This is a genomic window from Brevundimonas sanguinis (assembly GCF_029636725.1).
Taxonomy (GTDB): Bacteria; Pseudomonadota; Alphaproteobacteria; order Caulobacterales; family Caulobacteraceae; genus Brevundimonas; species Brevundimonas sanguinis.
Genome location: NZ_CP116770.1, coordinates 2,683,734 through 2,706,012, shown reverse-complemented (window position 1 = coordinate 2,706,012; position 22,279 = coordinate 2,683,734). Strand labels below are relative to the sequence as shown.

General features: G+C 69.4%; 22 protein-coding genes and 2 tRNA genes. 17 read left to right on the top strand and 7 right to left on the bottom strand.

All coding sequences use genetic code 11. The annotated features are described in order from the left end of the window. Positions 1-68 precede the first annotated feature (68 nt). Positions 69-671: a response regulator transcription factor gene (locus PIB44_RS13345; RefSeq protein WP_278069729.1), complete on the bottom strand. Its 603-nt coding sequence runs from the start codon at positions 669-671 to the stop codon at positions 69-71. Next, positions 668-1,990 (bottom strand): two-component system sensor histidine kinase NtrB, encoded by a 1,323-nt coding sequence (locus tag PIB44_RS13340; protein WP_278069728.1) that lies wholly within the window; start codon positions 1,988-1,990, stop codon positions 668-670. The genes PIB44_RS13345 and PIB44_RS13340 overlap by 4 nt, the downstream gene beginning before the upstream one ends. Positions 1,991-2,351: 361 nt before the next feature. On the opposite strand from PIB44_RS13340, the gene PIB44_RS13335 reads away from it, so the two are divergent. The 13 genes from PIB44_RS13335 to PIB44_RS13275 are packed head-to-tail and all read left to right on the top strand — an operon-like array spanning position 2,352 to position 12,857. Next, a complete protein-coding gene (locus PIB44_RS13335; RefSeq protein WP_278069727.1) occupies positions 2,352-3,071 on the top strand; it encodes a TorF family putative porin in 720 nt (239 codons plus the stop codon). Between the two features lie 50 nt (positions 3,072-3,121). Next, complete coding sequence (locus tag PIB44_RS13330; protein ID WP_278069726.1) at positions 3,122-5,122, top strand: methyl-accepting chemotaxis protein; 2,001 nt, start codon at positions 3,122-3,124, stop codon at positions 5,120-5,122. Then, positions 5,122-5,403, top strand: coding sequence for an STAS domain-containing protein (locus PIB44_RS13325; protein WP_025977951.1), 282 nt, complete (start codon positions 5,122-5,124; stop codon positions 5,401-5,403). Before PIB44_RS13330 ends, PIB44_RS13325 begins: the two co-directional genes overlap by 1 nt. Further along, positions 5,400-5,765 (top strand): response regulator, encoded by a 366-nt coding sequence (locus tag PIB44_RS13320; protein ID WP_003169188.1) that lies wholly within the window; start codon positions 5,400-5,402, stop codon positions 5,763-5,765. Before PIB44_RS13325 ends, PIB44_RS13320 begins: the two co-directional genes overlap by 4 nt. 21 nt (positions 5,766-5,786) lie before the next feature. Continuing rightward, on the top strand, positions 5,787-8,120 hold the full coding sequence (locus PIB44_RS13315; protein WP_278069725.1) for a chemotaxis protein CheA: 2,334 nt from the start codon (positions 5,787-5,789) through the stop codon (positions 8,118-8,120). Positions 8,121-8,123: 3 nt separating this feature from the next. Then, positions 8,124-8,606, top strand: a complete 483-nt coding sequence (locus PIB44_RS13310) for a chemotaxis protein CheW (protein WP_134581570.1) — start codon at positions 8,124-8,126, stop codon at positions 8,604-8,606. Beyond that, positions 8,603-9,469 (top strand): CheR family methyltransferase, encoded by an 867-nt coding sequence (locus PIB44_RS13305; protein WP_134581569.1) that lies wholly within the window; start codon positions 8,603-8,605, stop codon positions 9,467-9,469. Before PIB44_RS13310 ends, PIB44_RS13305 begins: the two co-directional genes overlap by 4 nt. After that, positions 9,466-10,503, top strand: coding sequence for a protein-glutamate methylesterase/protein-glutamine glutaminase (locus PIB44_RS13300; RefSeq protein ID WP_278069724.1), 1,038 nt, complete (start codon positions 9,466-9,468; stop codon positions 10,501-10,503). Before PIB44_RS13305 ends, PIB44_RS13300 begins: the two co-directional genes overlap by 4 nt. 8 nt (positions 10,504-10,511) lie before the next feature. After that, on the top strand, positions 10,512-10,901 hold the full coding sequence (locus PIB44_RS13295; protein ID WP_025977947.1) for a response regulator: 390 nt from the start codon (positions 10,512-10,514) through the stop codon (positions 10,899-10,901). Next, positions 10,898-11,443: a chemotaxis protein CheD gene (locus PIB44_RS13290; protein ID WP_278069723.1), complete on the top strand. Its 546-nt coding sequence runs from the start codon at positions 10,898-10,900 to the stop codon at positions 11,441-11,443. The genes PIB44_RS13295 and PIB44_RS13290 overlap by 4 nt, the downstream gene beginning before the upstream one ends. Further along, positions 11,443-11,817, top strand: a complete 375-nt coding sequence (locus PIB44_RS13285) for a DUF8776 family protein (protein ID WP_134581566.1) — start codon at positions 11,443-11,445, stop codon at positions 11,815-11,817. Before PIB44_RS13290 ends, PIB44_RS13285 begins: the two co-directional genes overlap by 1 nt. A gap of 3 nt (positions 11,818-11,820) precedes the next feature. Next, positions 11,821-12,408 carry a response regulator gene (locus tag PIB44_RS13280; RefSeq protein ID WP_025977944.1) on the top strand — a complete coding sequence of 196 codons (588 nt, stop codon included), beginning with the start codon at positions 11,821-11,823 and terminating at the stop codon, positions 12,406-12,408. Continuing rightward, positions 12,405-12,857, top strand: coding sequence for a chemotaxis protein CheE (locus tag PIB44_RS13275; RefSeq protein WP_278069722.1), 453 nt, complete (start codon positions 12,405-12,407; stop codon positions 12,855-12,857). Before PIB44_RS13280 ends, PIB44_RS13275 begins: the two co-directional genes overlap by 4 nt. A gap of 201 nt (positions 12,858-13,058) precedes the next feature. Here PIB44_RS13275 and PIB44_RS13270 read toward each other — a convergent pair whose 3' ends face one another. Both PIB44_RS13270 and PIB44_RS13265 read right to left on the bottom strand, forming a co-directional pair. After that, the gene (locus tag PIB44_RS13270) at positions 13,059-14,318 is read right to left on the bottom strand and encodes a D-amino acid dehydrogenase (protein ID WP_025977942.1); all 1,260 of its coding nucleotides are present in this window, start codon (positions 14,316-14,318) and stop codon (positions 13,059-13,061) included. Positions 14,319-14,495: 177 nt separating this feature from the next. Continuing rightward, complete coding sequence (locus PIB44_RS13265) at positions 14,496-16,199, bottom strand: MFS transporter (protein WP_278069721.1); 1,704 nt, start codon at positions 16,197-16,199, stop codon at positions 14,496-14,498. Between the two features lie 194 nt (positions 16,200-16,393). On the opposite strand from PIB44_RS13265, the gene trhO reads away from it, so the two are divergent. Both trhO and PIB44_RS13255 read left to right on the top strand, forming a co-directional pair. Further along, positions 16,394-17,407, top strand: a complete 1,014-nt coding sequence (trhO, locus tag PIB44_RS13260) for an oxygen-dependent tRNA uridine(34) hydroxylase TrhO (RefSeq protein WP_278069720.1) — start codon at positions 16,394-16,396, stop codon at positions 17,405-17,407. 195 nt (positions 17,408-17,602) lie between these two features. Then, positions 17,603-19,234, top strand: coding sequence for an acyl-CoA dehydrogenase family protein (locus PIB44_RS13255; RefSeq protein WP_278069719.1), 1,632 nt, complete (start codon positions 17,603-17,605; stop codon positions 19,232-19,234). Between the two features lie 62 nt (positions 19,235-19,296). On the opposite strand, the gene PIB44_RS13250 is transcribed toward PIB44_RS13255, so the two are convergent. The 3 genes from PIB44_RS13250 to PIB44_RS13240 all read right to left on the bottom strand — a co-directional run bounded on the left by PIB44_RS13250 (position 19,297) and on the right by PIB44_RS13240 (position 20,137). Beyond that, positions 19,297-19,372: transfer RNA gene (locus PIB44_RS13250), tRNA-Ala, on the bottom strand. A 91-nt stretch (positions 19,373-19,463) separates the two neighbouring features. Beyond that, positions 19,464-19,539 (bottom strand) — tRNA-Ala (locus PIB44_RS13245). Positions 19,540-19,672: 133 nt separating this feature from the next. Then, positions 19,673-20,137 (bottom strand): TIGR02300 family protein, encoded by a 465-nt coding sequence (locus tag PIB44_RS13240; protein WP_025977938.1) that lies wholly within the window; start codon positions 20,135-20,137, stop codon positions 19,673-19,675. 226 nt (positions 20,138-20,363) lie between these two features. Here PIB44_RS13240 and aroA point away from each other — a divergent pair, with 226 nt between their 5' ends. Together aroA and cmk are read left to right on the top strand one after the other, a co-directional pair. Then, the gene (gene aroA, locus PIB44_RS13235; protein WP_278071001.1) at positions 20,364-21,614 is read left to right on the top strand and encodes a 3-phosphoshikimate 1-carboxyvinyltransferase; all 1,251 of its coding nucleotides are present in this window, start codon (positions 20,364-20,366) and stop codon (positions 21,612-21,614) included. Beyond that, on the top strand, positions 21,611-22,255 hold the full coding sequence (cmk, locus tag PIB44_RS13230) for a (d)CMP kinase (RefSeq protein WP_278069718.1): 645 nt from the start codon (positions 21,611-21,613) through the stop codon (positions 22,253-22,255). Before aroA ends, cmk begins: the two co-directional genes overlap by 4 nt. Positions 22,256-22,279: the final 24 nt, after the last annotated feature.

The window sequence follows — 22,279 nt, the reverse complement described above, 5'->3', positions numbered from 1 at the left end:
ACACGGGACGGGGCGGGGAGCCGTCATAACGCCTCGGCGCGGACGAGGCTGCACGCCCGCGCGAAAGTCTAGACGAGCATCAGCCCCATGCGCACCAGGGCCGACAGGCTGTCGGCTTCCATCTTGGCCATGACCTTGGCGCGGAAGACCTCGACGGTGCGCGGGCTGATCTTCAGCTGCAGCGCGATCTCCTTGTTGGACAGGCCCGCGATCAGGGCGTCGAAGACCTGGCGCTCGCGCGGGGTCAGCCGTCCCAGACGCATCTGCGCCGCCTGACGGGCCTGCTGGCGCTGGTCCAGATCGTCCATCCGGTTCAGACAGGCGCGGACGGTCTCGATCAGGCGCTCGGGGTCGAACGGCTTTTCGATGAAGTCGACGATGCCGGACTTCATCATCTGCACCGCCATGGTGACGTCGGCGTGGCCGGTGATGACGATGATGGGCAAGGCGTTGCCGCGCAGCTCGATCAGACGGCGCACCAGCTCGGCGCCGTCCATGCCGGGCATCCGCACATCGGTGATGACGCAGGCGGCGGCGTCACCGGGCAGGGCGGCGAAGAAGTCGGCGCCTCCGGCGAAGCCGCGCGCCCGCACGCCGTCGGCCCGCAGCAGGGCCAGCAGGGAATCCCGGACGGCGTCATCATCGTCGATGACGAAGACGGAACGGCTCATCGCGAACCTCCCTCGTGACGGCGCAGGGCGAAGGCGAAGGCGGCGCCGCCCAGCGACGGACTGCGGCGCGCCGACAGAGCGCCGCCGTGACGCTCGACGATGGTGCGGGTGACCGATAGCCCCAGCCCCATGCCTGCCGACTTGGTGGTGGTCAGGGGCTGGAAGATGCGTTCGATATCCGCCTCGGCGATGCCGGGCCCGTTGTCCTCGACGCTGATGCGATAGACGGGCCCCTCGACCCGGCCGGTGACGCTGACGACCGCGCCGTCGGGGCGCTCCGCCGCCGCCTCGACCGCATTGCGCACCAGATTGACCAGAGCCTGCTGGAACTGGATGCGGTCGGCGCGGACGTCGTCGTCCTCGGCCTCGGCGTCGAGGCGGACCTCGACCTTCTTGTCCTGGCCGATCATCTGCAGAATGGGCGCCAGATCCTCGATCATCGAAGAGACGCGCTCGCGCCCGAGCACGCTGGTTTCAATGGTCAGAAGCTCGCGCATGCGGTGGATCAGCTTGCCGGCGCGAAGCAGTTGACCCTTGGCCAGGTCCAGCGGGGGCCGGGCGGGCTCGGCGGCGGGGCCGGCCTTGAGCATTTCCGCCTGGCTGGCGTGCATATAGGCGGTGGCGGCGCTGAGCGGCTGGTTCAGCTCGTGGGCCAGGGTGGCGGCCATCTCGCCTAGGGAATTCAGCCGCCAGACCTTGTTGAGCTGGGCGTGCAGTTCGCGCGCCTGCGCCTCGGCGGCGTGCGAACGGGTCAGGTCGGTCAGGGCCAGGGCGACGTGCTCCACGCCCGATCCGCCGGGACCGGGCGTGGGCGGTATCAGGCCGAAGCGCAGGCTGAGCGGAAAGGTCGAGCCGTCGGCGCGGCGGCCGGTCCAGTAGCCGCGGCGGGCTTCCAGCTGGCCCGCCTGGTCGTTGGCTTGGTGGACCGCGTCCATGTCGAACTCGGCCGTCAGATCGGAAAAGGGGCGTCCCAGCGCCGCCTCGCGCGGCAGGCCGAACAGGGCCACGGCGGCGCCGTTCATCCGCTGGATCAGGCCGTCCCGGCTGAGGGTGAGGGCGGGGGTCGACAGGAAGGCGGCGTGCAGCATGGCGTCGCGCGCGGTCAGCTGGCGCGCCATGTCGCGGTCCTGACGCCAGGCGGCGATCAGGCTCAGGATCGACAGCAGGGTAAAGACCAGCGCGATCACGAGCGCGGGGCGCGTCGGGGTCCACGCAAACGCCAGGGCCAAAAACAGACCGGCGCCCGTCAGCGTCGAGAACGCCAGAGCCGCGGCCCAGGCGTGGGGTTTGCGATGCGCGGCGACGGGGCGGCGGTCCAATGCGGAATAAATCGAAAGTCCTCCTGGCGCCCCCGACCAAGGCCGGGATCCTTCATAACAGTGTTGTCAGGAATCGAGACGTCGGGGCGTTCTAAATATTCGTTGAGAATGTTGCAATCAGCGCCCGTGATCAGCGCGATCATAGAAACCGCCGTTTCTCAGAATAACGATGATATCAATCGTCTTGTTAACGCTATTGCTTAACTCTACAGTTTCGACGTTGGCGCTTCATGTCGTCTGCAGAGGTCGATCTTGCGGTTGCGGCGTCCCTTGTTGGGACATGCGGACTTATACGTAGGCGGCAGTTTACGATTCCATACGGAAATGCCGGGCAAGACGGTCTCGCTTAAAAGAGGTCCGAATGCCCTTTCATGTTTCAGCCCCCCGCCAGAACGGCGTGCGCGGGCTTTGTACGGCGGCTCTGGTCGCGATCGCCTGTGCTGCTGGCCCGGCGACGGCGCAGTCCGTCGATGGCCGCTGGAGCGGCCAGCTGGGTCTCGCCAGCGAATACGTCGGCAAGGGATTGGGCAAGAGCGCGGGCGATCCCAGCCTGAACGGAACGCTGGAGGCGTCGTACGGCGATCTCTACGGCAGCGTCTTCGCCTCGACAGCCCGCCTGTCTCAGGGGGCGGACGCCGAGATCGTCGCGGCTCTGGGCTGGCGGCCCAGGGCGGCGGGCTTCGCCTTTGACCTGTCGGTGATGAACCGCGACCTGCCTGGGACGCGGGCCGGCGTCGACGCCAACTATTGGGAATATCAGGCGGACGTCTCGCGCAGGATCGGGCGCGTGTCCGGGCGGCTGCGCGTCAACTACACGCCCGAAGGCTTCGCCGCGACGCGGCAGGCCTGGTGGATCGAGGCTCAGGCCGCCACGCCGCTGGGCCCGCGCGCCCGGGCCTCGGCGGCCTTCGCCGTTCGTTCGGCCGACGGCGGGGCCGACTACAACGCCTGGAACATGGGCGTGAAATACAACCTGAGCGAGCGATGGGCGATCGACGCCCGCTGGTACGACACCGACAGCCACGCCTTGGGCGAGAACTACGACGGGCGCCTGGTGGGGGCGCTCAGCTTCAACTTCTGATCGAAAGCCGGTTTCGGCTCTCAAGAGAATCTTCACGGGGGAAGAGTTAGATGGACGCCATGTTGAGCGACCTGAAGATCGAAAAGAAACTGATGGCGGCCTTTGCGGTCGTGATCCTGGCCATCGTCGCCATGGGGCTGACGGTGTTTTTGCAGATCAATGCGCTTGATGCGGCGCGGACGGATCGTTCGCGCGCGGGCGTGGTCCAGCGCGAGGCCGAGGCGGCGCAATTCTATCTGGCGCGTCAGGAGGCCAGCTATCGCGGCTTCCTGGTGTCGCGCGACCCCTATTATCTTCAGCGTGTCGAAGAGCATCGCAAGAGCTTCAACCAGAGCCTGGACCGGCTGGTCCAGCTGGACCGCTCCAGCGCAGCGCAGGCGCGCGCGGCCCGCACGGCGGCGGATGAGTGGAACAAGCAGGTGGTTCAGCGCGGCCGGGTCATGGTCGCCGATCAGGCGGGCTGGATGCAGGCCATCGCCATGGTCGGTCGCGACGGTCAGGCCGACAAATTCATCGATCCGGCGGAAAGCGCGCTGGACGGCCTGATCGAGAAGAAGGTTCAGGAAAGCCGCCTCTATGGCGAGAAGCAGGTGGCGGCCGCCAAGACGGCCCGCATGGTGCTGATCGGCGGCCTGCTGCTGGCGCTGGCGCTGGCGGGCGGCATGGCGGTGATGCTGACCAATGTCCTGGCCAAGCCTCTGACGGCGATGACGACGGCCATGCGCCGCCTGGCGTCGGGCGACACCTCCGTTCCGGTGCCGGCCGCCGGCCGCAAGGACGAGGTCGGCCAGATGGCCGCCGCCGTCCAGACCTTCAAGGACGCCGCCATCGCCAAGGACGCTCTCGAAGCCGAGACCGCGGCCCAGCGTCGCGCGGTCGAGGAGGAGCGCGCCCGCGTCGAAGCCGAAAAGGCCAGGGCGGCCGAAGAGGACCGCGTCGCCATCACCGCCCTGGCTGAGGGCCTGAATGCGATGGCTGCAGGCGATCTGACCTACCGGATCGACGTTCCCTTCGCGCCGAAGGCGGAACAGCTGAAGGCTGACTTCAACGCGGCCATTTCGCAGCTGGAGCAGGCGGTGGCCGTGGTGGTCGACAACGTGGCCGCGATCCGCTCGGGCTCGGGCGAGATCAGCCAGGCGTCGGATGACCTGTCGCGTCGCACCGAACAGCAGGCCGCCAGCCTGGAAGAGACCGCAGCGGCTCTGGATGAAATCACCGCCACGGTGAACCGGACCGCCGACGGCGCCCGTCAGGCGTCCCGCGTCGTCCAGACGGCGCGCAATGAGGCCGAGGCGTCGGGCGCAGTCGTCAGCGACGCCGTCGCCGCCATGACCGCCATCGAACAGTCCTCCAACCAGATCGGCGCCATCATCGGCGTGATCGACGAAATCGCCTTCCAGACCAACCTGCTGGCCCTGAACGCGGGCGTCGAGGCGGCGCGTGCGGGCGACGCCGGGCGCGGCTTCGCCGTCGTGGCTTCGGAGGTGCGGGCGCTGGCCCAGCGCTCGGCCGACGCGGCCAAGGAGATCAAGACCCTGATCACCGCCTCGGGCCGTCAGGTCGAGCAGGGGGTGGCTCTGGTCGGCCAGACCGGCCAGGCCCTGGGCCGCATCGTCGCCGAGGTCGCCGAGATCGACGGGCTGATGTCGGAAATCTCGGCCTCGGCCCAGGAGCAGGCGACGGGCCTGCAACAGGTCAATACCGCCGTGAACCAGATGGATCAGGTGACCCAGCAGAACGCCGCGATGGTCGAGGAATCGACCGCCGCCAGCCATTCCCTGGCTCAGGAAGCCGACGTCCTGGCCGCCTCGGTGGCGCGTTTCAAGGTCGCTCAGGGCGCCAACGGGGTCGCGGCCCCGGCGCGCGTTTCGGCCTCTCCGTCGCAAGGCAAGCCGCCGTTCAAGGCGAAGCCGGCGCCGGTCGCGGCGGACGCTGCGCCGGCCCGCACGCCCCAGCCGGTGGCCGAGACGGTCGCCGCCCTGAAGACGATGGGACGCGGCGGCGCGGCCCTGAAGGCTGAAATCATCGAAGACGGCTGGGAGGAGTTCTGATGGCGGCTGTGGTCGTTCTGGCCCCGGTTCTGGACCTGCGCGCGGCCGAGCCGCTGAAGGGCGAACTGCTGGCGGCGCGCGGTCAGGCCCTGACGCTGGACGGTTCGGCCGTCGAGCGGCTGGGCGGGCTGTGCCTTCAGCTGCTGTTGTCGGCGATCCGCACCTGGCGCGCCGACGGCCAGGCTTTGACCTTCGTCAATGCCTCCGAGGCCATGACGACCCAATGGAGCGCCTTCGGCGCTTCGCTCTCCGACCTTTCCACACAGGACGCCCTGCAATGACCAAGACCGTTCTGACCGTCGACGATTCACGCACCATGCGCGACATGCTGATGCTGGCGCTCAAGGACGCGGGTTATCGCGTGGTCCAGGCCGAGGACGGCGTCCACGGGCTGGAGGTGCTTCAGGCCGAGAGCCCCGACATCGTCATCACCGACATCAACATGCCGCGCATGGACGGCTTCGGCTTCATCGAGGGGATGCGGGCGGACCCGGCCTTCAGCGCCGTGCCCGTGCTGGTCCTGACGACCGAAAGCGACGCCGCCAAGAAGCAGCGCGCCCGCGAGGCTGGGGCCACCGGCTGGATCGTCAAGCCGTTCGATCCCGTGCGTCTGGTCGACGCCGTGCGTCGCGTGGCGGCGTAAGAAAAAAAGGGGCGCGGGGCGATGAGCGACGATCCGTTCGAGGCGATCAAGGCGACCTTCTTTCAGGAGTGCGAGGAGCTGCTCGCCGATCTGGAAGGCAATCTGCTGACGCTGGAGTCCGGTTCGACGGACATCGAGGTCATCAACGCCGTCTTCCGCGCCGTTCACTCGGTGAAGGGCGGGGCGGGGGCCTTTGGGCTGGAGGACCTGGTCCGCTTCGCCCACGTCTTCGAGACGCTGATGGACGAGCTGCGCTCGGGGCGCAAACCGTGCGACGATGCGACCGTGAAGACCCTGCTGCGCGCCGCCGACGTGCTGGCCGACCACGTCGCCGCTGCGCGCGGCGCGGGCGCGCCCGTCGACCCGGCGCGTTCGGCCGGACTGGTCGCCGAGCTTGAGGCCCTGACCTATGGCGGCGCCGCCCCGGCCGCGGCCGTCGAGCCGGAAGAGGATGACTTCGGCTTCACGCCGGTGGCCATGGATCTGGGCGCGTTCGAAGCGCCGGCGGGCCTGCCGGATCTGGCCGATCTGCCGCCCTTGCCGGATCTGGCGGCCTTGGCGCCCCTGCCTGATCCGGCGCCTCTGCCTGACCTGTCGGCCCCGGCCGCGGCGGGCGGCTGGAAGATCGTCTTGCGCCCTCATCCGCGCCTGTACGCCAGCGCCAATGAGACCGGGCTGCTGCTGCGCGAACTGGCCCGTTTGGGTCCGACGCGGGTGCAGCTGGACGACAGCGGCGTGCCGCTGCTGGACGCGCTGGAGCCGACCGACAGCCATTTGATCTGGACCATCGAACTGGACGGCGACGCCAGCGAGGCCGAGGTGCGCGAGGTCTTCGACTTCGTGGAGATGGACTGCGACCTGAGCATCACGCCGCTGTCCGGCGACGGCCCCGCCGAGGCTGCGCCTGCGGCGGCTGAGGCGCAAAGTGACGCCTCGGCCCTGGCCCGCGCCGCGTCGTCGGAACTGGATATCGCCGCCCTGCTGGCCTCGGTCGGCGCCGCGCCGGCGGAGGCGCCTGCCGCTGTCGTCGCCCCGCCTGTGATCGCCCCGCCTGTGATCGCCGCGCCTGAACCTGTCGCGCCGCCGCCGGTCGTCGCCAAGCCTGCGCCGGCCGCTCCGGCGCCTGTGCAAGCGACGCCCGCCGCCGCCGCGCCCGTGACCATCCGCGTCGATCTGGAGCGGGTCGATCGCCTGATCAATGCGGTCGGGGAACTGGTCATCCAGCAGGCCATGTTGGCCCAGCGCGTCACCGAGAGCGGTCTGGCCCGTTCGTCCGATATCGGCCTGGGCCTCGAAGACCTGGAACTGCTGACGCGCGAGATTCAGGACAGCGTCATGGCCATCCGCGCCCAGCCGGTGAAGTCGGTGTTCCAGCGGATGCCTCGCCTGGTGCGCGAGGCGGCCGAGGCCACCGGCAAGAAGGTGAAGCTGGTCACGTCCGGCGAGGACACCGAGGTCGACAAGACCGTGATCGAACGCCTGTCCGACCCGATCACCCATATGCTGCGCAACGCCATCGACCACGGGCTGGAAGGGCCGGACGAGCGTCTGGCGGCGGGCAAGCCGGCCGAGGGGACGGTGCGTCTGGCGGCCCTGCACCGCTCGGGCCGGATCGTTATCGAGATCTCCGACGACGGCAAGGGCATCAACCGCCCGCGCGTCAGGGGCATCGCCGTCGAGCGCGGCCTGATCGCCGAGGACGCTATCCTGTCGGACGACGAGATCGACAATCTGATCTTCCTGCCCGGCTTCTCGACCGCGACCGAGGTGTCGGACCTGTCGGGCCGGGGCGTCGGCATGGACGTGGTGCGCCGCTCGATCCAGTCGCTGGGCGGGCGCATTTCGATCAGCTCCGTGCCGGGCAAGGGCTCGACCTTCACCCTCAGCCTGCCGCTGACCCTGGCCGTGCTGGACGGCATGGTGGTCGGCGCGGCCGAACAGACCCTGGTCGCGCCCCTGGCCGCCATCGTCGAGAGCCTGACGCCGAACGAGGCCGACATCCATTACGTCGGCGGCGTTGATCCGGTGCTGCGCTTCCGCGAGGCCTTCGTGCCGCTGGTGGACGTCGGCTTGGCCATGAGCTTCCGCGACGACCCGGCGGCCCTTAAGGGCGGGGTGGTGATGATCGTCGAGACCGAGAGCGGCCAGCGCGCCGCCCTGCTGGTCGACGCCATCCACGGCCAGCGCCAGGTCGTCATCAAGAGCCTGGAATCCAACTACCGCCACGTCGAGGGCGTGGCCGCCGCCACCATACTGGGCGATGGCCGCGTGGCCCTGATCCTCGATATCGACGCCCTAGTGACCGCCAAGCGTTCCCGAACCCCGTCGCGTTCCGACCTGCAAATGGCGAGCTGAACCATGACCCACATTGACCACATTCTCACCCCCAACGTCGCCGGGACCGATCGTGAACTGATCGCCTTCCGCATCGGCGAACAGGAATTCTGCGTCGACATCATGAGCGTGCGCGAGATCCGCGGCTGGACCCCGGCCACGCCCCTGCCGCGCTCGCCCGCCTATATGAAGGGCGTCATCAACCTGCGCGGGGTGGTGCTGCCGATCATCGACCTGGGCGCGCGCTTCGGCCTGCAGACCGGCGAGCCGACCGAGCGTCACGTCATCATGGTGGCCCATGTGGGCTCGCGTCTGGTGGGCCTGCTGGTCGATGCGGTGTCGGACATCGTGCAACTGTCGGACGCGGCCATCCAGCCGACCCCGGACGTGGCCAGCGATCATGTGAAGTCCTTCGTCAAGGGCATCTTCGCCGTCGAGGGCGGCCGCATGATCAGCCTGATCGACCTGGATCACGTCCTGCCGGAAAGCGAGGCCGAAGCGGCATGACGACCGTCGCCGGGCGGGGGGCTCTGGTCGAAGGCGAGTTCGTCTTCACGGCCGAGGATTTCCGCCACATCGCCCAAACCCTGCACGCGCACGCCGGCATCGCCCTCAGCGAAGGCAAGGCGGCGCTGGTCTATTCGCGCCTGGCCAAACGCCTGCGCCTGCTGGGCCTGCGCAGCTTCCGCGACTACTGCGCCCTGATCGACGGGGCGCAGGGCGTGGACGAGCGCCAGGCGATGATGGCGGCCCTGACCACCAACGTCACCCGCTTCTATCGCGAGCCGCACCACTTCGATCACCTGCGCGACAAGGTGATGCCGGACCTGGCCGCCAAGGCGCGGGCGGGCGGGCGCGTGCGCCTGTGGTCCGCCGCCTGCTCGAACGGCCAGGAGCCCTATTCGATGGCGATGACGGTGCTGGATGTCCTGCCCGAGGCGGCCGAGCTGGACGTGCGCATCCTGGCCACCGACATCGACCCCAACATGGTCGCCGAGGGCGCGGCGGGCGTCTATTCCGACGACCTGTTGGCCCCGGTCCCGGCCGCGTCGCGCCGGCATTTCGAGCCGGTGGCGGGCGCGCCCGGCCGCTTCAGCGCCGATGCGGCCCTGCGGCGTCTGGTGACGTTCAAGGAACTGAACCTGATCGGCGACTGGCCGATGCGCGGCCGCTTCGACGTCATCTTCTGCCGCAACGTGGTCATCTATTTCGACGACGCGACCCAGGAGCGCGTCTGGGGCCGGTTCACCCCGATCCTGAACCCCGGCGGCGTCCTTTACATCGGCCATTCCGAGCGGGTGACGGGTCCGGCGGCGCAACAGCTGCAACCCGCCGGCCTGACCACCTACGTCAAGGGAGCGGGGGCGTGAGCGCGGTCTCGGTCCTGGTGGTGGACGACAGCGCCACCATGCGCAGCCTGATCAGCGCCGTCCTGCGCCGCGATCCTGAGATCAATGTGGTCGGCACGGCCGCCGATCCGCTGGAGGCGCGCACGAAGATCAAGGAGCTGAACCCCGACATCATCACCCTGGACGTCGAGATGCCCAATATGAACGGGCTGGAGTTCCTGGAGAAGATCATGCGGCTGCGGCCCATGCCCGTGGTCATGGTCTCGACCCTGACCCAGGCGGGGACCGACGTGACCCTGGCCGCTCTGGAGGTCGGGGCGGTGGACGCCGTGGCCAAGCCCGCGCCGGGCGTGCCGGTTCAGGAAGCCTTTGGCGATCTGGCGGAAAAGGTGAAGGTCGCCGCCCGCTCGCGCGTCCGTCCGCTGGAGACCCGCGCGGTTCAGGGCCATGAGGGCGCCTATCACGCCGACCCCAACCATGTGCTGGCCATCGGTTCGTCCACCGGCGGGGTCGAGGCCCTGCTGACCATCCTGTCGGCCTTCCCCGCCGACTGCCCGCCGACGCTGGTGACCCAGCACATGCCCGCCAGCTTCACCAAGAGCTTCGCCGCCCGCCTGAACAAGGCCTCGGCCGCTGCGGTCAGCGAGGCCGAGGATGGGGCGCCGCTGAAGCCGGGCCATGTCTACATCGCGCCGGGCGGGGACGCCCACCTGGTCGCCTCGGGCGGACGCTGCCGCCTGATCGCCGCCGATCCGGTCAACGGCCACCGCCCCTCGGTCGACGTGTTGTTCGGTTCGGTCGCCCAGCTGGGCCGCCCGATGACGGGCGTCATCCTGACCGGCATGGGCAAGGACGGGGCCAAGGGCCTGCTGGCCATGCGCCAGGCCGGCGCCCGCACCCTGGGCCAGGACGAGGCGTCCTGCGTCGTCTATGGCATGCCGCGCGCGGCCTTCGAACTGGGCGCCGTCGAGCGCCAGCTGCCCCTGTCCCGCATGGCCTCCGCCATCCTCGAATCCTGCGCCGCCCGCACGGCCGCGCCCCAGTCTGTCGCGTAAGGACGTTCATGCCCGCCGCCTCCGCCATCCGCACCCTCGTCGTCGATGATCAGCTGACGATGCGCTCGCTTGTCCGCGCCAGTCTGCAGCAGATCGGCGTGCGCGACATCGAGGAAGCGCCCGACGGCGAGGCGGCCCTGCGCTCCCTGCTGGTGCAGCCGGTCCATCTGGTGATCTCGGACTTCAACATGCCAAATCTGGACGGGCTGAGCCTGCTGCGCGCCATCCGGGCGCATCCGCCGCTCTCCAAGACGGCCTTCATCATGCTGACCGGCCGGGCCGACCGCGAGCTGGTCCAGCGCGCCGTCCAGTTCGGGGTGAACAACTATCTGGTGAAGCCCTTCACCACCGCCCAGCTGAAAGAGAAGCTGGAAGCGGTCTTCGGCCCGCTGACGTGACCGGCGCGGCGGTCCAGGAGCCGGTCGAACGGCGCGTGCACGTGGGGCAGGGCGATCACTATGTGTCGTCCGATCCCAACGTCGTGCTGACGACGGTTCTGGGCAGCTGCGTAGCCCTGTGCCTGCGCGACCCGCAGGCGGGGGTCGGGGGGATGAACCACTTTCTGCTGCCCGAAGGCGCCGGGGCCGAGAGCGGGGCCAGCCGCCGCTACGGGGCCTATCTGATGGAAGTCCTGATCAACGATGTCCTGAAGGCGGGCGGTCGCCGCGACCGGCTGGAGGCCAAGCTGTTCGGCGGCGGCCGCATGTTCGACGCCCTGACCGACATCGGGTCGGCCAACGCCGACTTCGCCGAGAAATTCCTGGCGGACGAGGGCATTCCCGTCGTCAGCCGCAGTCTGAGGGGCGCCGGCGGGCGCCGTATTCACTATTGGCCGGTCAGCGGTCGGGCGCGTCAGCGCGTGGTGACGGACGGCGCCAGCCTGCCGCCCGCGACGCCGCCGCCGACGCCTGTCGCTGCCGGGGATCTGGAGCTGTTCTGATGGCTGAAACAGACAATCGCGACCTGCTGGCCGCCATGGCGGCGGAGCTGTCGGACATCCGCGCCGAGATCGAGGCGGCGGGCGGGCTGGTGTCCGAGGTGCTGCGCCAGCTGCCGGCCGAGACGCGGCTGGGCTATCTGACGCGCAGCCAGAGCTTCGACGTTCTGTCTCAGCGCATCGAGGCCCTGGCTGGACTGGCGCAGGCCGTGGCCGAGGAGCAGCCGATGGACACCGCCCTGGCGGCTCTGCCTCTGGCCGAGATGGCCGAGCGCATGCAGGAAACGGCCCACCGCGCCCGCCCCTCGGCGGCGCCCGCTGACGATCCGGACGCGGCGTCCGGCGCCTCGGCGCCGGGCGTGCTGCAACTGTTCTGAGCGATGGCCGACGACCGCATCAATCTGGAGCAGTCGACGGTGCTGCTGGTCGACGACACGCCGCAGGCGCTGGACATGCTCGGCTCGATCTTTCAGGGCTTCGGCGTCAAGGAGCAGATCAAACGCCCCTCGGCCGTCGAGGCGGTGAAGCTCCTGCAACAGCGTCCGGTCGATCTGATCGTCATCGACTGCGGCGACCCGGAGATGGACGGCTACGCCTTCACCCGCTGGCTGCGGCGCGAGACGCCTGCGCCGATGCGCTATACGCCGGTCATCCTGGTCACCGGCCACGCCTCCCAGTCCAAGGTGCAGGAAGGCCGCGACTGCGGCGTCAGCTTCGTCATCACCAAGCCTCTGACGCCGGCCGTGCTGTTGAAACGCATCCTGTGGCTGGCGGGCGATGAGCGCGAATTCGTCGAGTGCGCCACCTATGTCGGTCCCGATCGGCGCGTCCGTAATTTCGGCCCGCCCGTGGGCATGACCGGGCGCCGCAAGGGCGACCTTTCGGCCCACGTCGGCCACGCCGTCGAGGAGAATATGGATCAGGCCGATATCGACATGCTGCTGAAACCGCAGAGGGTGTCGCTGTGACCGAGCCTGTGATCACCCGGATCAAGACCTCTCTGGCGCAGCAGATGGCCCAGCCGGGCGGCCGGACCCTAAGCGATGTTCAGCGCCGCGCTGACGAACGACTGGGCCGCCACAAGACTGAGGTCATGGCCGAGATCGAAGCCGCCGTTGCGGGGCTGGAAAGCCTGTGCGCAGCGCGGCCGCAGGCGTCCGGCGCCGAAGTCTATCGCCTGGCCTCGCGCGTGGTGGACCTGGCGGGCTTCTTCGACACCGGGCCGCTGTTCGACGCGGGCTACAGCCTGGCCGATACAGCCGATCGCATGACGTCGGCGGACGCCTGGGACTGGCCGCCGGTGCAGGTGCACGTCCAGGCGCTGCGGCTGATCCTCAACGCCGGTTGCGAGCGCAATGCGGCGACGCAGCAGTTGCTGAACGGCCTGAAGGCCGTGGCGGCGAAGGCAAGAAGCTAGGCCCTTCTCCCCTTGTGGGAGAAGGTGGCTCGCGGAGCGAGACGGATGAGGGGTGTCGACGAGAAGCCTGGCCATTGTTGACTGAGGCCGACGCCTTGTTCGGATAATGAGGCGCTAGCACCCCTCATCCGAGCGCCTTGCGGCGCCCACCTTCTCCCACAAGGGGAGAAGGATTTGTGCGTGTTATCGCCTCAGAATGAATCAGCGGCCGTATCGCGCGATGCCCAGGTCGGCCGTCTCGATATCCGGGGTCTGGCCGCTGATCAGGTCGGCGATGACGCGGGCCGAGCCGCACGCCATGGTCCAGCCCAGGGTGCCGTGGCCGGTGTTCAGGAACAGATTGTCGATCTTGGTCTTGCCGATGACCGGGGTGCCGTCCGGCGTCATGGGGCGCAGGCCCGACCAGTAGCTGGCCGCCTTCAGGTCGCCCGCGCCGGGGAAGAGCGAGCCGACCGAGTGTTCCAGCGTATTGCGGCGGCGCTCGGGAAGAGCGTCCGAGAAGCCGGCGATCTCGGCCATGCCGCCGACGCGGATGCGATCGCCCAGGCGGGTGATGGCCACCTTGTAGCTCTCGTCCATGATGGTCGAGACGGGGGCGGCGGGCTCATTGATGATCGGGGCGGTGATCGAATAGCCCTTCACCGGATAGACCGGCAGGGTCATGCCCAGCGGCTTGACCAGCATCGGCGAATAGGAGCCCAGCGCCAGCACATAGGCGTCGGCCGTGACCAGCCCCTTGTCGGTCTTGACCCCAGTGACGCGGCCGCCCTCGGCGATCAGGCCCTGGATGGTCGTGCCGTACTGGAAGGTCACGCCCTGCGTCGCGGCGGCGTGGTCGGCCAGGGCGACGGTGAATTTGAAGCAGTCGCCCGTCTCGTCGCGCGGCAGGCGCAGGCCGCCGACGAACAGGTCGCGCGTCGCCTTCAGGCCCGGCTCGGCGGCGATGCAGCCGTCCTGGTCCAGCACCTCGAACGGCACGCCGCCTTCGCGCAGGACCTCGGTGTCCTTGTAGATGCCGTCCAGCTGCTTTTGCGTGCGGAACAGCTGCAGCGTGCCCTGGGTGCGGTGGTCGTACTGAAGGCCCAGTTCCTCGTTCAGCGCCGTCTGCACCACTTGGCTGTAGTCGGCCAGACGCACCATGCGGGCCTTGTTCAGCGCATAGCGGGCCGAGGTGCAGTTGCGCAGCAGCGACAGCAGCCAGGCCACGGTCGGGGCGTTGATCTGGGGGTGCAGGATCAGCGGCGCGTGGCGCATGAACAGCCACTTCACCGCCTTGGCGGGAATGCCGGGCGCGGCCCAGGGCGAGGAATAGCCGGGCGAGATCTCGCCGGCGTTGGCGAAACTGGTCTCCAGCGCCGGACCGCTCTGGCGGTCGATGACGGTGACCTCATGGCCCTGGCGGGCCAGGTAGTGGGCGGTCGTCACGCCGATCACGCCGGCGCCGAGGATTGCGATCTTCATGGGTCTTGACCTTGCGCGAACCAGACGCGTGGCTCCCTAGACCAGATTTTGCGCCCTTCGCGCAAGCCGCAGTTTGTGTGCGCCGCAATATCGACAGGCTTGATAAGGACTGCCTGTGTTCGGCCAATCACGGTCGATTATTTGCTCAGCATATTGAGCAGGCGCGTCGGGTCGGCGTCAGGAGGATCGGGTCGGGTCCGTCAGGGGCTCTCCATAGTGGCGGTCGCCGTGCAGATTGGCGGCCAGGGGGACGGTGGTGCGCTCGATCATGCGGTGCACGACGGGCTTGTCCGGTCCCTGGTGCAGGGCGCGGATGCCCTCGTTGATCGCGGCGTCGGCGTGGGTGATGCGCTGGTTGTGACGGATGTAGTCCAGCCAGGTCGGCGTCTGATACTTCTCGACCCAGATCTCAGGCTCGGCCAGGTCGCGCATCACCCGCCATTGGCGCGCGCCGTCGCGGCGGCGGATGCGGCGCCGCTCGTCCATCAGCGCCAGGAAGGCGTCGATATCCTGCTCGCGGATGCGATAGGCGATGGAGACGATGATCGGCCCGCTGCGGGGCTCTATCGCCAGGGTGGTCTGCGGCTCGGTCCAGCGGCGCAGCAGGTCCATGTTCAGGTTGGCGGTCGAGGGCAGCGGCACCCTCAGGCCGATCAGCACGCAGAGCACCAGCACCCCGGCCGAGACCGCCAGGGCGATATCGACGCCATAGGCCTGAGCCAGCGCCCCCCACAGCCAGCTGCCGCCGGCCATGCCGCCGAAGGCCGCCATCTGGTAGAGCGACAGCGCTCGCGCCACGACCCAGCGCGGCACCGACATCTGCACCGTGACGTTGAAGCTGGACAGCACCAGCACCCAGCCCGCCCCGGCCAGCATCAGCGCCGGCAGGGTGACCGCCAGCCAGGGGATGTAGCCCAGGCCGACCGCAGCCGCCGCAAACACCAGGGCGGCGACGCGGACGATGGTCTCCGTCTCGTATTTGGCGCGCAGCCGGCCGACGAACAGGGCGCCGCCGACCGCGCCCACGCCGAACGAACCCAGCAGCAGGCCGAAGGCCAGCGGACCGCCGCCGTTCTCGCGCGCGACCACGGGCATCAGGGCCTGGACCGCGCTGGCGCCCACGCCGAACACCACGGCGCGCAGCAGCACCGCCGTCACGCGCGGGGACAGGAAGGCGTAGCGCACCCCGCCCGCCATGGCCGCCAGCAGGCCTTCGCGCGGCAGGGTCTGCTTGGGCCGCTCGGGCTTCCAGCGGAACAGCACGAACAGCAGGCCCAGATAGCTGACGGCGTTGACGGCGAAGGCGGCCGCCGCCCCGGCCGCGGCCACGATCAGGCCGCCCAGCGCCGGGCCGACGCTGCGGGCCATGTTGAAGCCCATGGAGTTGATGGTCACGGCCCCGGCCAGGTCCTCGCGCGGGACCATGTCGCCGACCGACGCCTGCCACGCCGGGCCGTTGAAGGCGACGCCGCAGCCGATCAGGAAGGTGAAGGTCAGCAGCACCCAGGGCGTGATCCAGCCTATCCAAGTCATCGCCGCCAGCCCCGCCGAGACCAGCAGCATGAAGGTCTGGGCCGCCAGCATGATCTTGCGCCGGTCCACCGTGTCGGCCAGCGCCCCGGCCGCCAGCGACAGCAGCATGATCGGCAGGGTGACCGAGGCCTGCACCAGGGCGACCATCTGGGCCGAGGCGATGGAGGTCATCATCCATGCGGCGCCGACCGACTGGATCAGCCCGCCGAAATTGGTGACCAGGCTGGTGATCCACACCGCCCGGAAGATCGGGTGCCGCAGCGGCGCCAGCGCCGAGGGTCGGCCGGGCGGGAGGGGCGCGGGGCCAGAGGGGGGGGCGGAGGAGGATGCGTCGGCGGTTGAACTCATGCCTGACGGCTCCTCGCATCGGCGACCGGGGCATCGGCGACCGGGGCATGGGCGATAGGGAGCAGGCGAGAACCAACGACGACCATGGGGTCAATCCACACGGCTTCGGCGGGGGAAGCAAGCCGGTAAGCGGTCACTTGGGGTTCCGGATTATTGGCGTCGCGGGGGCCGCGACGGGACGCTATAGGAAGGCCGTGACCGACCCAGCCGTTCCCTCTCCGTCGCCTTCGGCCCCCTTCACCGTGGCGGCCTTGTATCGTTTCGCGCCCGTCGCCGACCCGGCGGCCCTGCGCCTGCACCTGCTCGACCTGTGCGGGAGCCAGGTGCGCGGCACCCTGCTGGTGGCGCATGAGGGCATCAACGGCACCATTGCGGGGCCGCAGGCCGCCATCGCCCGCGTCATCGACGGCGTGCGCGCCCTGCCGGGTTTCGACCGGCTGGAGCTGAAGTATTCGACCGCCTCGGCCATGCCCTTCCACCGCATGAAGGTGCGGGTGAAGGCCGAGATCGTCACCATGGGCCAGCCTGACATCGACCCGGTCGAGGGCGTCGGGACCTATGTCTCGCCCCAGGACTGGAACGCCCTGATCGCCGACCCCGACACCGTCGTCATCGACACGCGCAACGACTACGAAGGCGAGATCGGGGCCTTCGAGGGCGCGGTCCAGCCCAACACCCGCACCTTCCGCGAGTTCGCCGACTGGTTCCGCACCGAGGGCCGCGCCCTGCTCGACCGACCGACGCCGCCCAAGGTCGCCATGTACTGCACCGGCGGCATCCGCTGCGAAAAGGCCACCGCCTTCCTGAAGGCCGAGGGGGTGCGCGACGTGCACCATCTGGAGGGCGGCATCCTCAAATATCTGGAGACGGTGCCGGAGCCGGAAAGCCTGTGGCGCGGCGAATGCTTCGTCTTCGACGAGCGGGTGGCCGTGGGGCACGGATTGGTCGAGGGCGAGCACAGCCTGTGCCGCGCCTGCCGCATGCCGGTCAGCCCCGAGGGGCGGCTCTCGCCGCGCTATGTCGAGGGCGTGGCCTGCGACCGCTGCTGGGAGAGCCGCGACGCGGCTCAGCGCGAAGGCTACGCCGAACGGCATAGGCAGATGCAGATCGCCCGCGGCCGTGGCGTGGCGCACGTGGGGGCGACCTTAGCCAACCCTCTCCCGGCGGGAGAGGGTTTGAGCCTCCAAGAGCCAAAGCCGATTGGCTAAGGCGAAGGGGTGAGGGGCTTGTCCCGTCAGTCGGCGCAAGCCGTGGCGCGACTGCATCACCCGCGAACCCTCACCCTTTCGCGCAAGAACGATCGCTGCGCTCTCGTGCGCTCAAGCCCTCTCCCATCGGGAGAGGGTCGCCGCCGTGGCCCGCCCGTGCCATCCTCCCCGTCTCGCTGAATACGAAGGCCGGCCATGTCCCCCTTGCGTCCCGTCGAGCGGCTCGACACCCATGAGGTGACCAACCAGCCCCCGCCGCTGGAGGACGTCGACGTGTTCAGCGGCGACCGGGCCCTGCACGACGCCGTGCGCCATTGGGGCGGGGCCGGGCACGTCGAGCGGCTGAGCGACCTGGGCCGCCGCTGCGGCTCGGCCGAGGTGATCGACTGGGGCGTGCAGGCTAACCGCGCGCCGCCGGTGCTGGATACCCACGACTGCTACGGCCGCCGCATCGACGAGGTGACGTTTCACCCCGCCTATCACCAGCTGATGGATCTGGGACTGGGCGCGGGGGTGGCCGCCAGCGCCTGGGACGGGACGCCGAACGGCCATCTGCTGCACGCGGCCATCCTGTTCCTGACCGGTCAGGCGGACTCGGGGACCAGCTGTCCCATGACCATGACCTACGCCTCGGTCGCGGCGCTTCAGGCCGATCCGGCCGTGGGCGAGCCGTGGATCAAAGGCGTGCTGTCAGGCCGTTACGACCCGGCCGTGCGCCCGGCGGGCGAGAAGGCGGGCGTGACGATCGGCATGGCCATGACCGAGAAGCAGGGCGGCTCGGACGTGCGCGCCAACACCACCCGGGCCGATATGACTCGAGCTGGGCCGGTCGGCGAGGACGGCTGGTATGCGCTGACCGGGCACAAATGGTTCTGTTCGGCGCCGATGTGCGACGCCTTTCTGACGCTGGCCTATGCGCCGGGCGGGCTGACCTGCTTCGTCCTGCCGCGCTGGCTGCCGGACGGGACGCGCAATGCGGGGTTCCGCGTCATGCGGCTGAAGGACAAGATGGGCGACCGCTCCAACGCCTCGTCCGAGGTGGAGTATCACGGCGCGCTGGCTCAGCGGCTCGGCGAAGAGGGGCGCGGCGTCGCCACCATCATCCGCATGGTCCAGCACACGCGGCTGGACTGCGTGGTCGGCTCGGCGCTGCAGATGCGCGGGGCGCTGGCGCAGGCGGTGTGGCACGCCGCCCACCGCACCGCCTTCCAGAAGCGGCTGATCGACCAGCCGATGATGGCCGCCGTCCTGACCGACCTGGCGGTCGAAAGCGAGGCGGCGACGGCCCTGTCGATGCGGCTGGCGGCGACTTTCGATACCGACGACGCCGTGGGCCGCCTGCTGACGCCGGTGGCCAAATACTGGGTCTGCAAGCGGGCGCCGAACCTGGTCTATGAGGCGATGGAGGCGCTGGGCGGCGCCGGATACGTCGAGACGGGGCCGATGCCGCGCCTGTTCCGCCAGTCGCCGCTGAACGCCATCTGGGAAGGCTCGGGCAACGTCATCGCCCTGGATGTCTTGCGCGCGGCGGGGCGCGAGCCGGAGGCCGTCCAGGCCCTGCGCGACTGGCTGGCGTCGCAGGCGGGCAAGTCCGCCGACTACGACCGCTTCATCGCCGGGCTGGACGTGACCGCGCACGAGGCCGGGGCGCGGCTGGCGGTCGAGCGGCTGGCGCTGGCGGCCCAGGCGGCGGCCCTGCTGGAAATGGACAGTCCCTCGGCCGAGGCCTTCATCGCCCTTCGCCTGCGCCCGCGCGGCATGGCCTATGGGGCCTATGAGGTCGAGGTGGACCAGCGGGCGGTGCTGGAACGGGCCATGCCGGCCTGAATGTCCGAAAAGGGGGGCCGGAAAGGACGAAGGCCTCGCGGGGGGCTCCGCGAGGCCTTCGATGGTGGAGCTTAGCGGAGTCGAACCGCTGACCTCTTGCATGCCATGCAAGCGCTCTACCAACTGAGCTAAAGCCCCGTGCCGTATCGGCTGGGTTATGTGATCGACCGTCCCAGACGGAAAGTCTGGAAAGGACGAAGGCCCCGCGGGCGTTCCGCGAGGCCTTCGATGGTGGAGCTTAGCGGAGTCGAACCGCTGACCTCTTGCATGCCATGCAAGCGCTCTACCAACTGAGCTAAAGCCCCGAACCTTTCGGTCGGTCCCGCCGGGGAGTGACAATGTCGCCCCCCGGCGAGGCGCGGAAACTAGGTCAGGCCGTTTTGAAGATCAAGCGGGTCTGACACATTTTTTTCCGCTTATTTTTCCGACCTTTGCCGCTTAGTCGTCGTCGCGCGACGGCTTGGTCAGCTCTTCTTCGAGGTCGTCTTCGTCTTCGTCTTCGATGAAGGGCACGGAATCGTCGTCGTCATCGTCAAGAACGTCGTCGTCGTCGTCGCCGTCGGCCGTGCCCATGCCGGCGTCGTCGGCGCCGGGTTCGCCGTCGTCGTCGTCCGGCGTCAGGATCGGCTCGTGGCCTTCCTGGTCGATCTCGGGCGTGGAGCCTTCGACGTCCTCTTCATCCTCTTCGGCGTCGGCGGACTTGTCGGCGACCTGATCTTCGGCCTCCTCTTCGTCAGCGGCGAAGCCTGCGCCGCGGCGCGCGCGACGGCTGCGGACGGCTTCTTCCATCGGGTCGAACTCGGTGTCGCACTTGGGGCAACGGGCCGGGCGACGGTTCAGATCGTAGAATTTGGCCTGGCAGTTCGGGCAGACCTGCTTTTGGCCCAGTTCGGGATTGGCCACGTGATTAGACCTTCGGCGGGTTTAAGGGGAAAAATCGGAAATAGGGCGGCTCCCTTGCCACTGGCGGGGGCCGCTGTCAAAAGCCTTCTTTTCCGCGCGTTTCGCGGCCCTCCTGACAACCGGAGCCTGCATCAGGGTGAGCACTCCCCAGACCTTCACCGCGTCCCCCGTTTCAGGCGTCAATTCAGGGCTCAAGGGCGTGGTCCGCGCGCCCGGCGACAAGTCGATGTCGCACCGCGCCCTGATCTTCGGCGGCATGGCCGAGGGCGTGACCGAGATCGAGGGGCTCCTGGAGGGCGACGACATCCTGGCCACCGGCCGCGCCATGCAGGCGTTCGGCGCGTCGGTCGAGCGCCTTGGCCCGGGGCGCTGGCGGGTCGAGGGGCGCGGGCCGCTGCGCTCGCCGGACAGCATTATCGACTGCGGCAACGCCGGCACGGGCGTGCGCCTGCTGATGGGGGCGGTCGCGGGCTATGAGCTGACCGCGACGTTCGACGGCGACGCCTCCTTACGCAAACGGCCGATGAAGCGCGTCACCGGGCCGCTGGCCGACATGGGCGCGCGCTTCGACTGGAACGCGGCCGAGGACCGGGCGCCGCTGACCCTGCACGGCGGCGGGCTGAAGGGCGTGACCTTCGTCCAGAGCGTCGCCTCGGCGCAGGTGAAGTCGGCCATCCTGCTGGCCGGGCTGAACGCGGCGGGCGAGACCGTCGTGGTCGAGCCGGAGAAGAGCCGCGACCACACCGAACGGATGCTGCGCGCCTTCGGCGCCGAGATCGAGGTGACCGAGGAGGGCGAGGGCTGGCGCATCCGCCTGCCGGGCGGCCAGAAGCTCGAGGGAACGCACGTCGCCGTGCCGGGCGACCCGTCCTCGGCCGCCTTTCCGCTGGCGGCGGCCCTGATCACGCCGGGGTCGGAGGTGACGGTCGAGGCGGTGATGCTGAACCCGCTGCGCATCGGCCTGTTCCAGACCTGGATCGACATGGGCGCGGACCTGACCATCGCCAACCGCCGCACGGCCGGGGGTGAAGAGGTCGGCGACATCACCGCCCGCCACTCGGCGCTGAAGGGCGTTGTGGTCCCCGAGGACCGCGCCGCCTCCATGATCGACGAATACCCGATCCTGGCGGTGACCGCCGCCTTCGCGGAAGGCGCGACCGTCATGCGCGGCATCGGCGAGATGCGCGTCAAGGAAAGCGACCGCATCGCCCTGATGGCGGCGGGTCTGTCGGCCTGCGGGGTGCAGGTGGCAGAAGAGCCTGAGGGCTTCATCGTCACCGGAGGGGCTGTGAAGGGCGGCGCGACCGTCGACACCGCTCACGACCACCGCATCGCCATGAGCCACCTTGTGCTGGGTCTGGCCGCTGAACAGCCTGTCTCGGTCCGCGACCCCGAGATGATCGCCACCAGCTTCCCCGGCTTTGTCGAGATGATGAACGGGCTGGGCGGCGCCATTGCCCAAGGAGACGCGGCATGAACCTCGTCATCGCCGTCGACGGCCCCGCCGCCTCGGGCAAGGGCACCATCGCCGCGCGTCTGGCCGCCCACTACGGCCTGCCGTATCTGGACACCGGCCTGCTGTATCGCGCCGTGGGCCTGGCGGTGCTGGATGTGGGCGGTGATCTCGGCGACGCCGAGGCGGCGGCCAGGGCGGCGCGGGCGCTGGATCTGGCCAGCCTGAGCGACAACCCCCGCCTGACCGATCGCGGCGCGGGCGAGGCGGCCAGCCGCGTGGCCAGCCATCCGGGCGTGCGCGCGGCCCTGCTGAAGCTGCAGCAGGACTTCGCGGCGCAGGCGGGCGGCGCGGTGCTGGACGGGCGCGACATCGGCACGGTGATCGCGCCGGGCGCTCCGGCCAAGCTCTATATCACCGCCAGCCCCGAGGTGCGGGCCGAGCGCCGCTGGAAGCAGCTGACCGCGCGCGGCGAGGTCATCGCCTTCGACGACATGCTGGACGATATCCGCCGCCGCGACGCCCGCGACGCGGGCCGCGACGACGCCCCGATGGTCCAGGCGGACAACGCCGTCTTGCTGGACACGACCGATCTAGGTATAGAGGCCGCCTTCGATGCGGCCCGCCGTATCGTCGAGGCGGCGCGAGCCAGGGCCGGGATCTGATCCTGCCGGGCGAATCCAACGCTC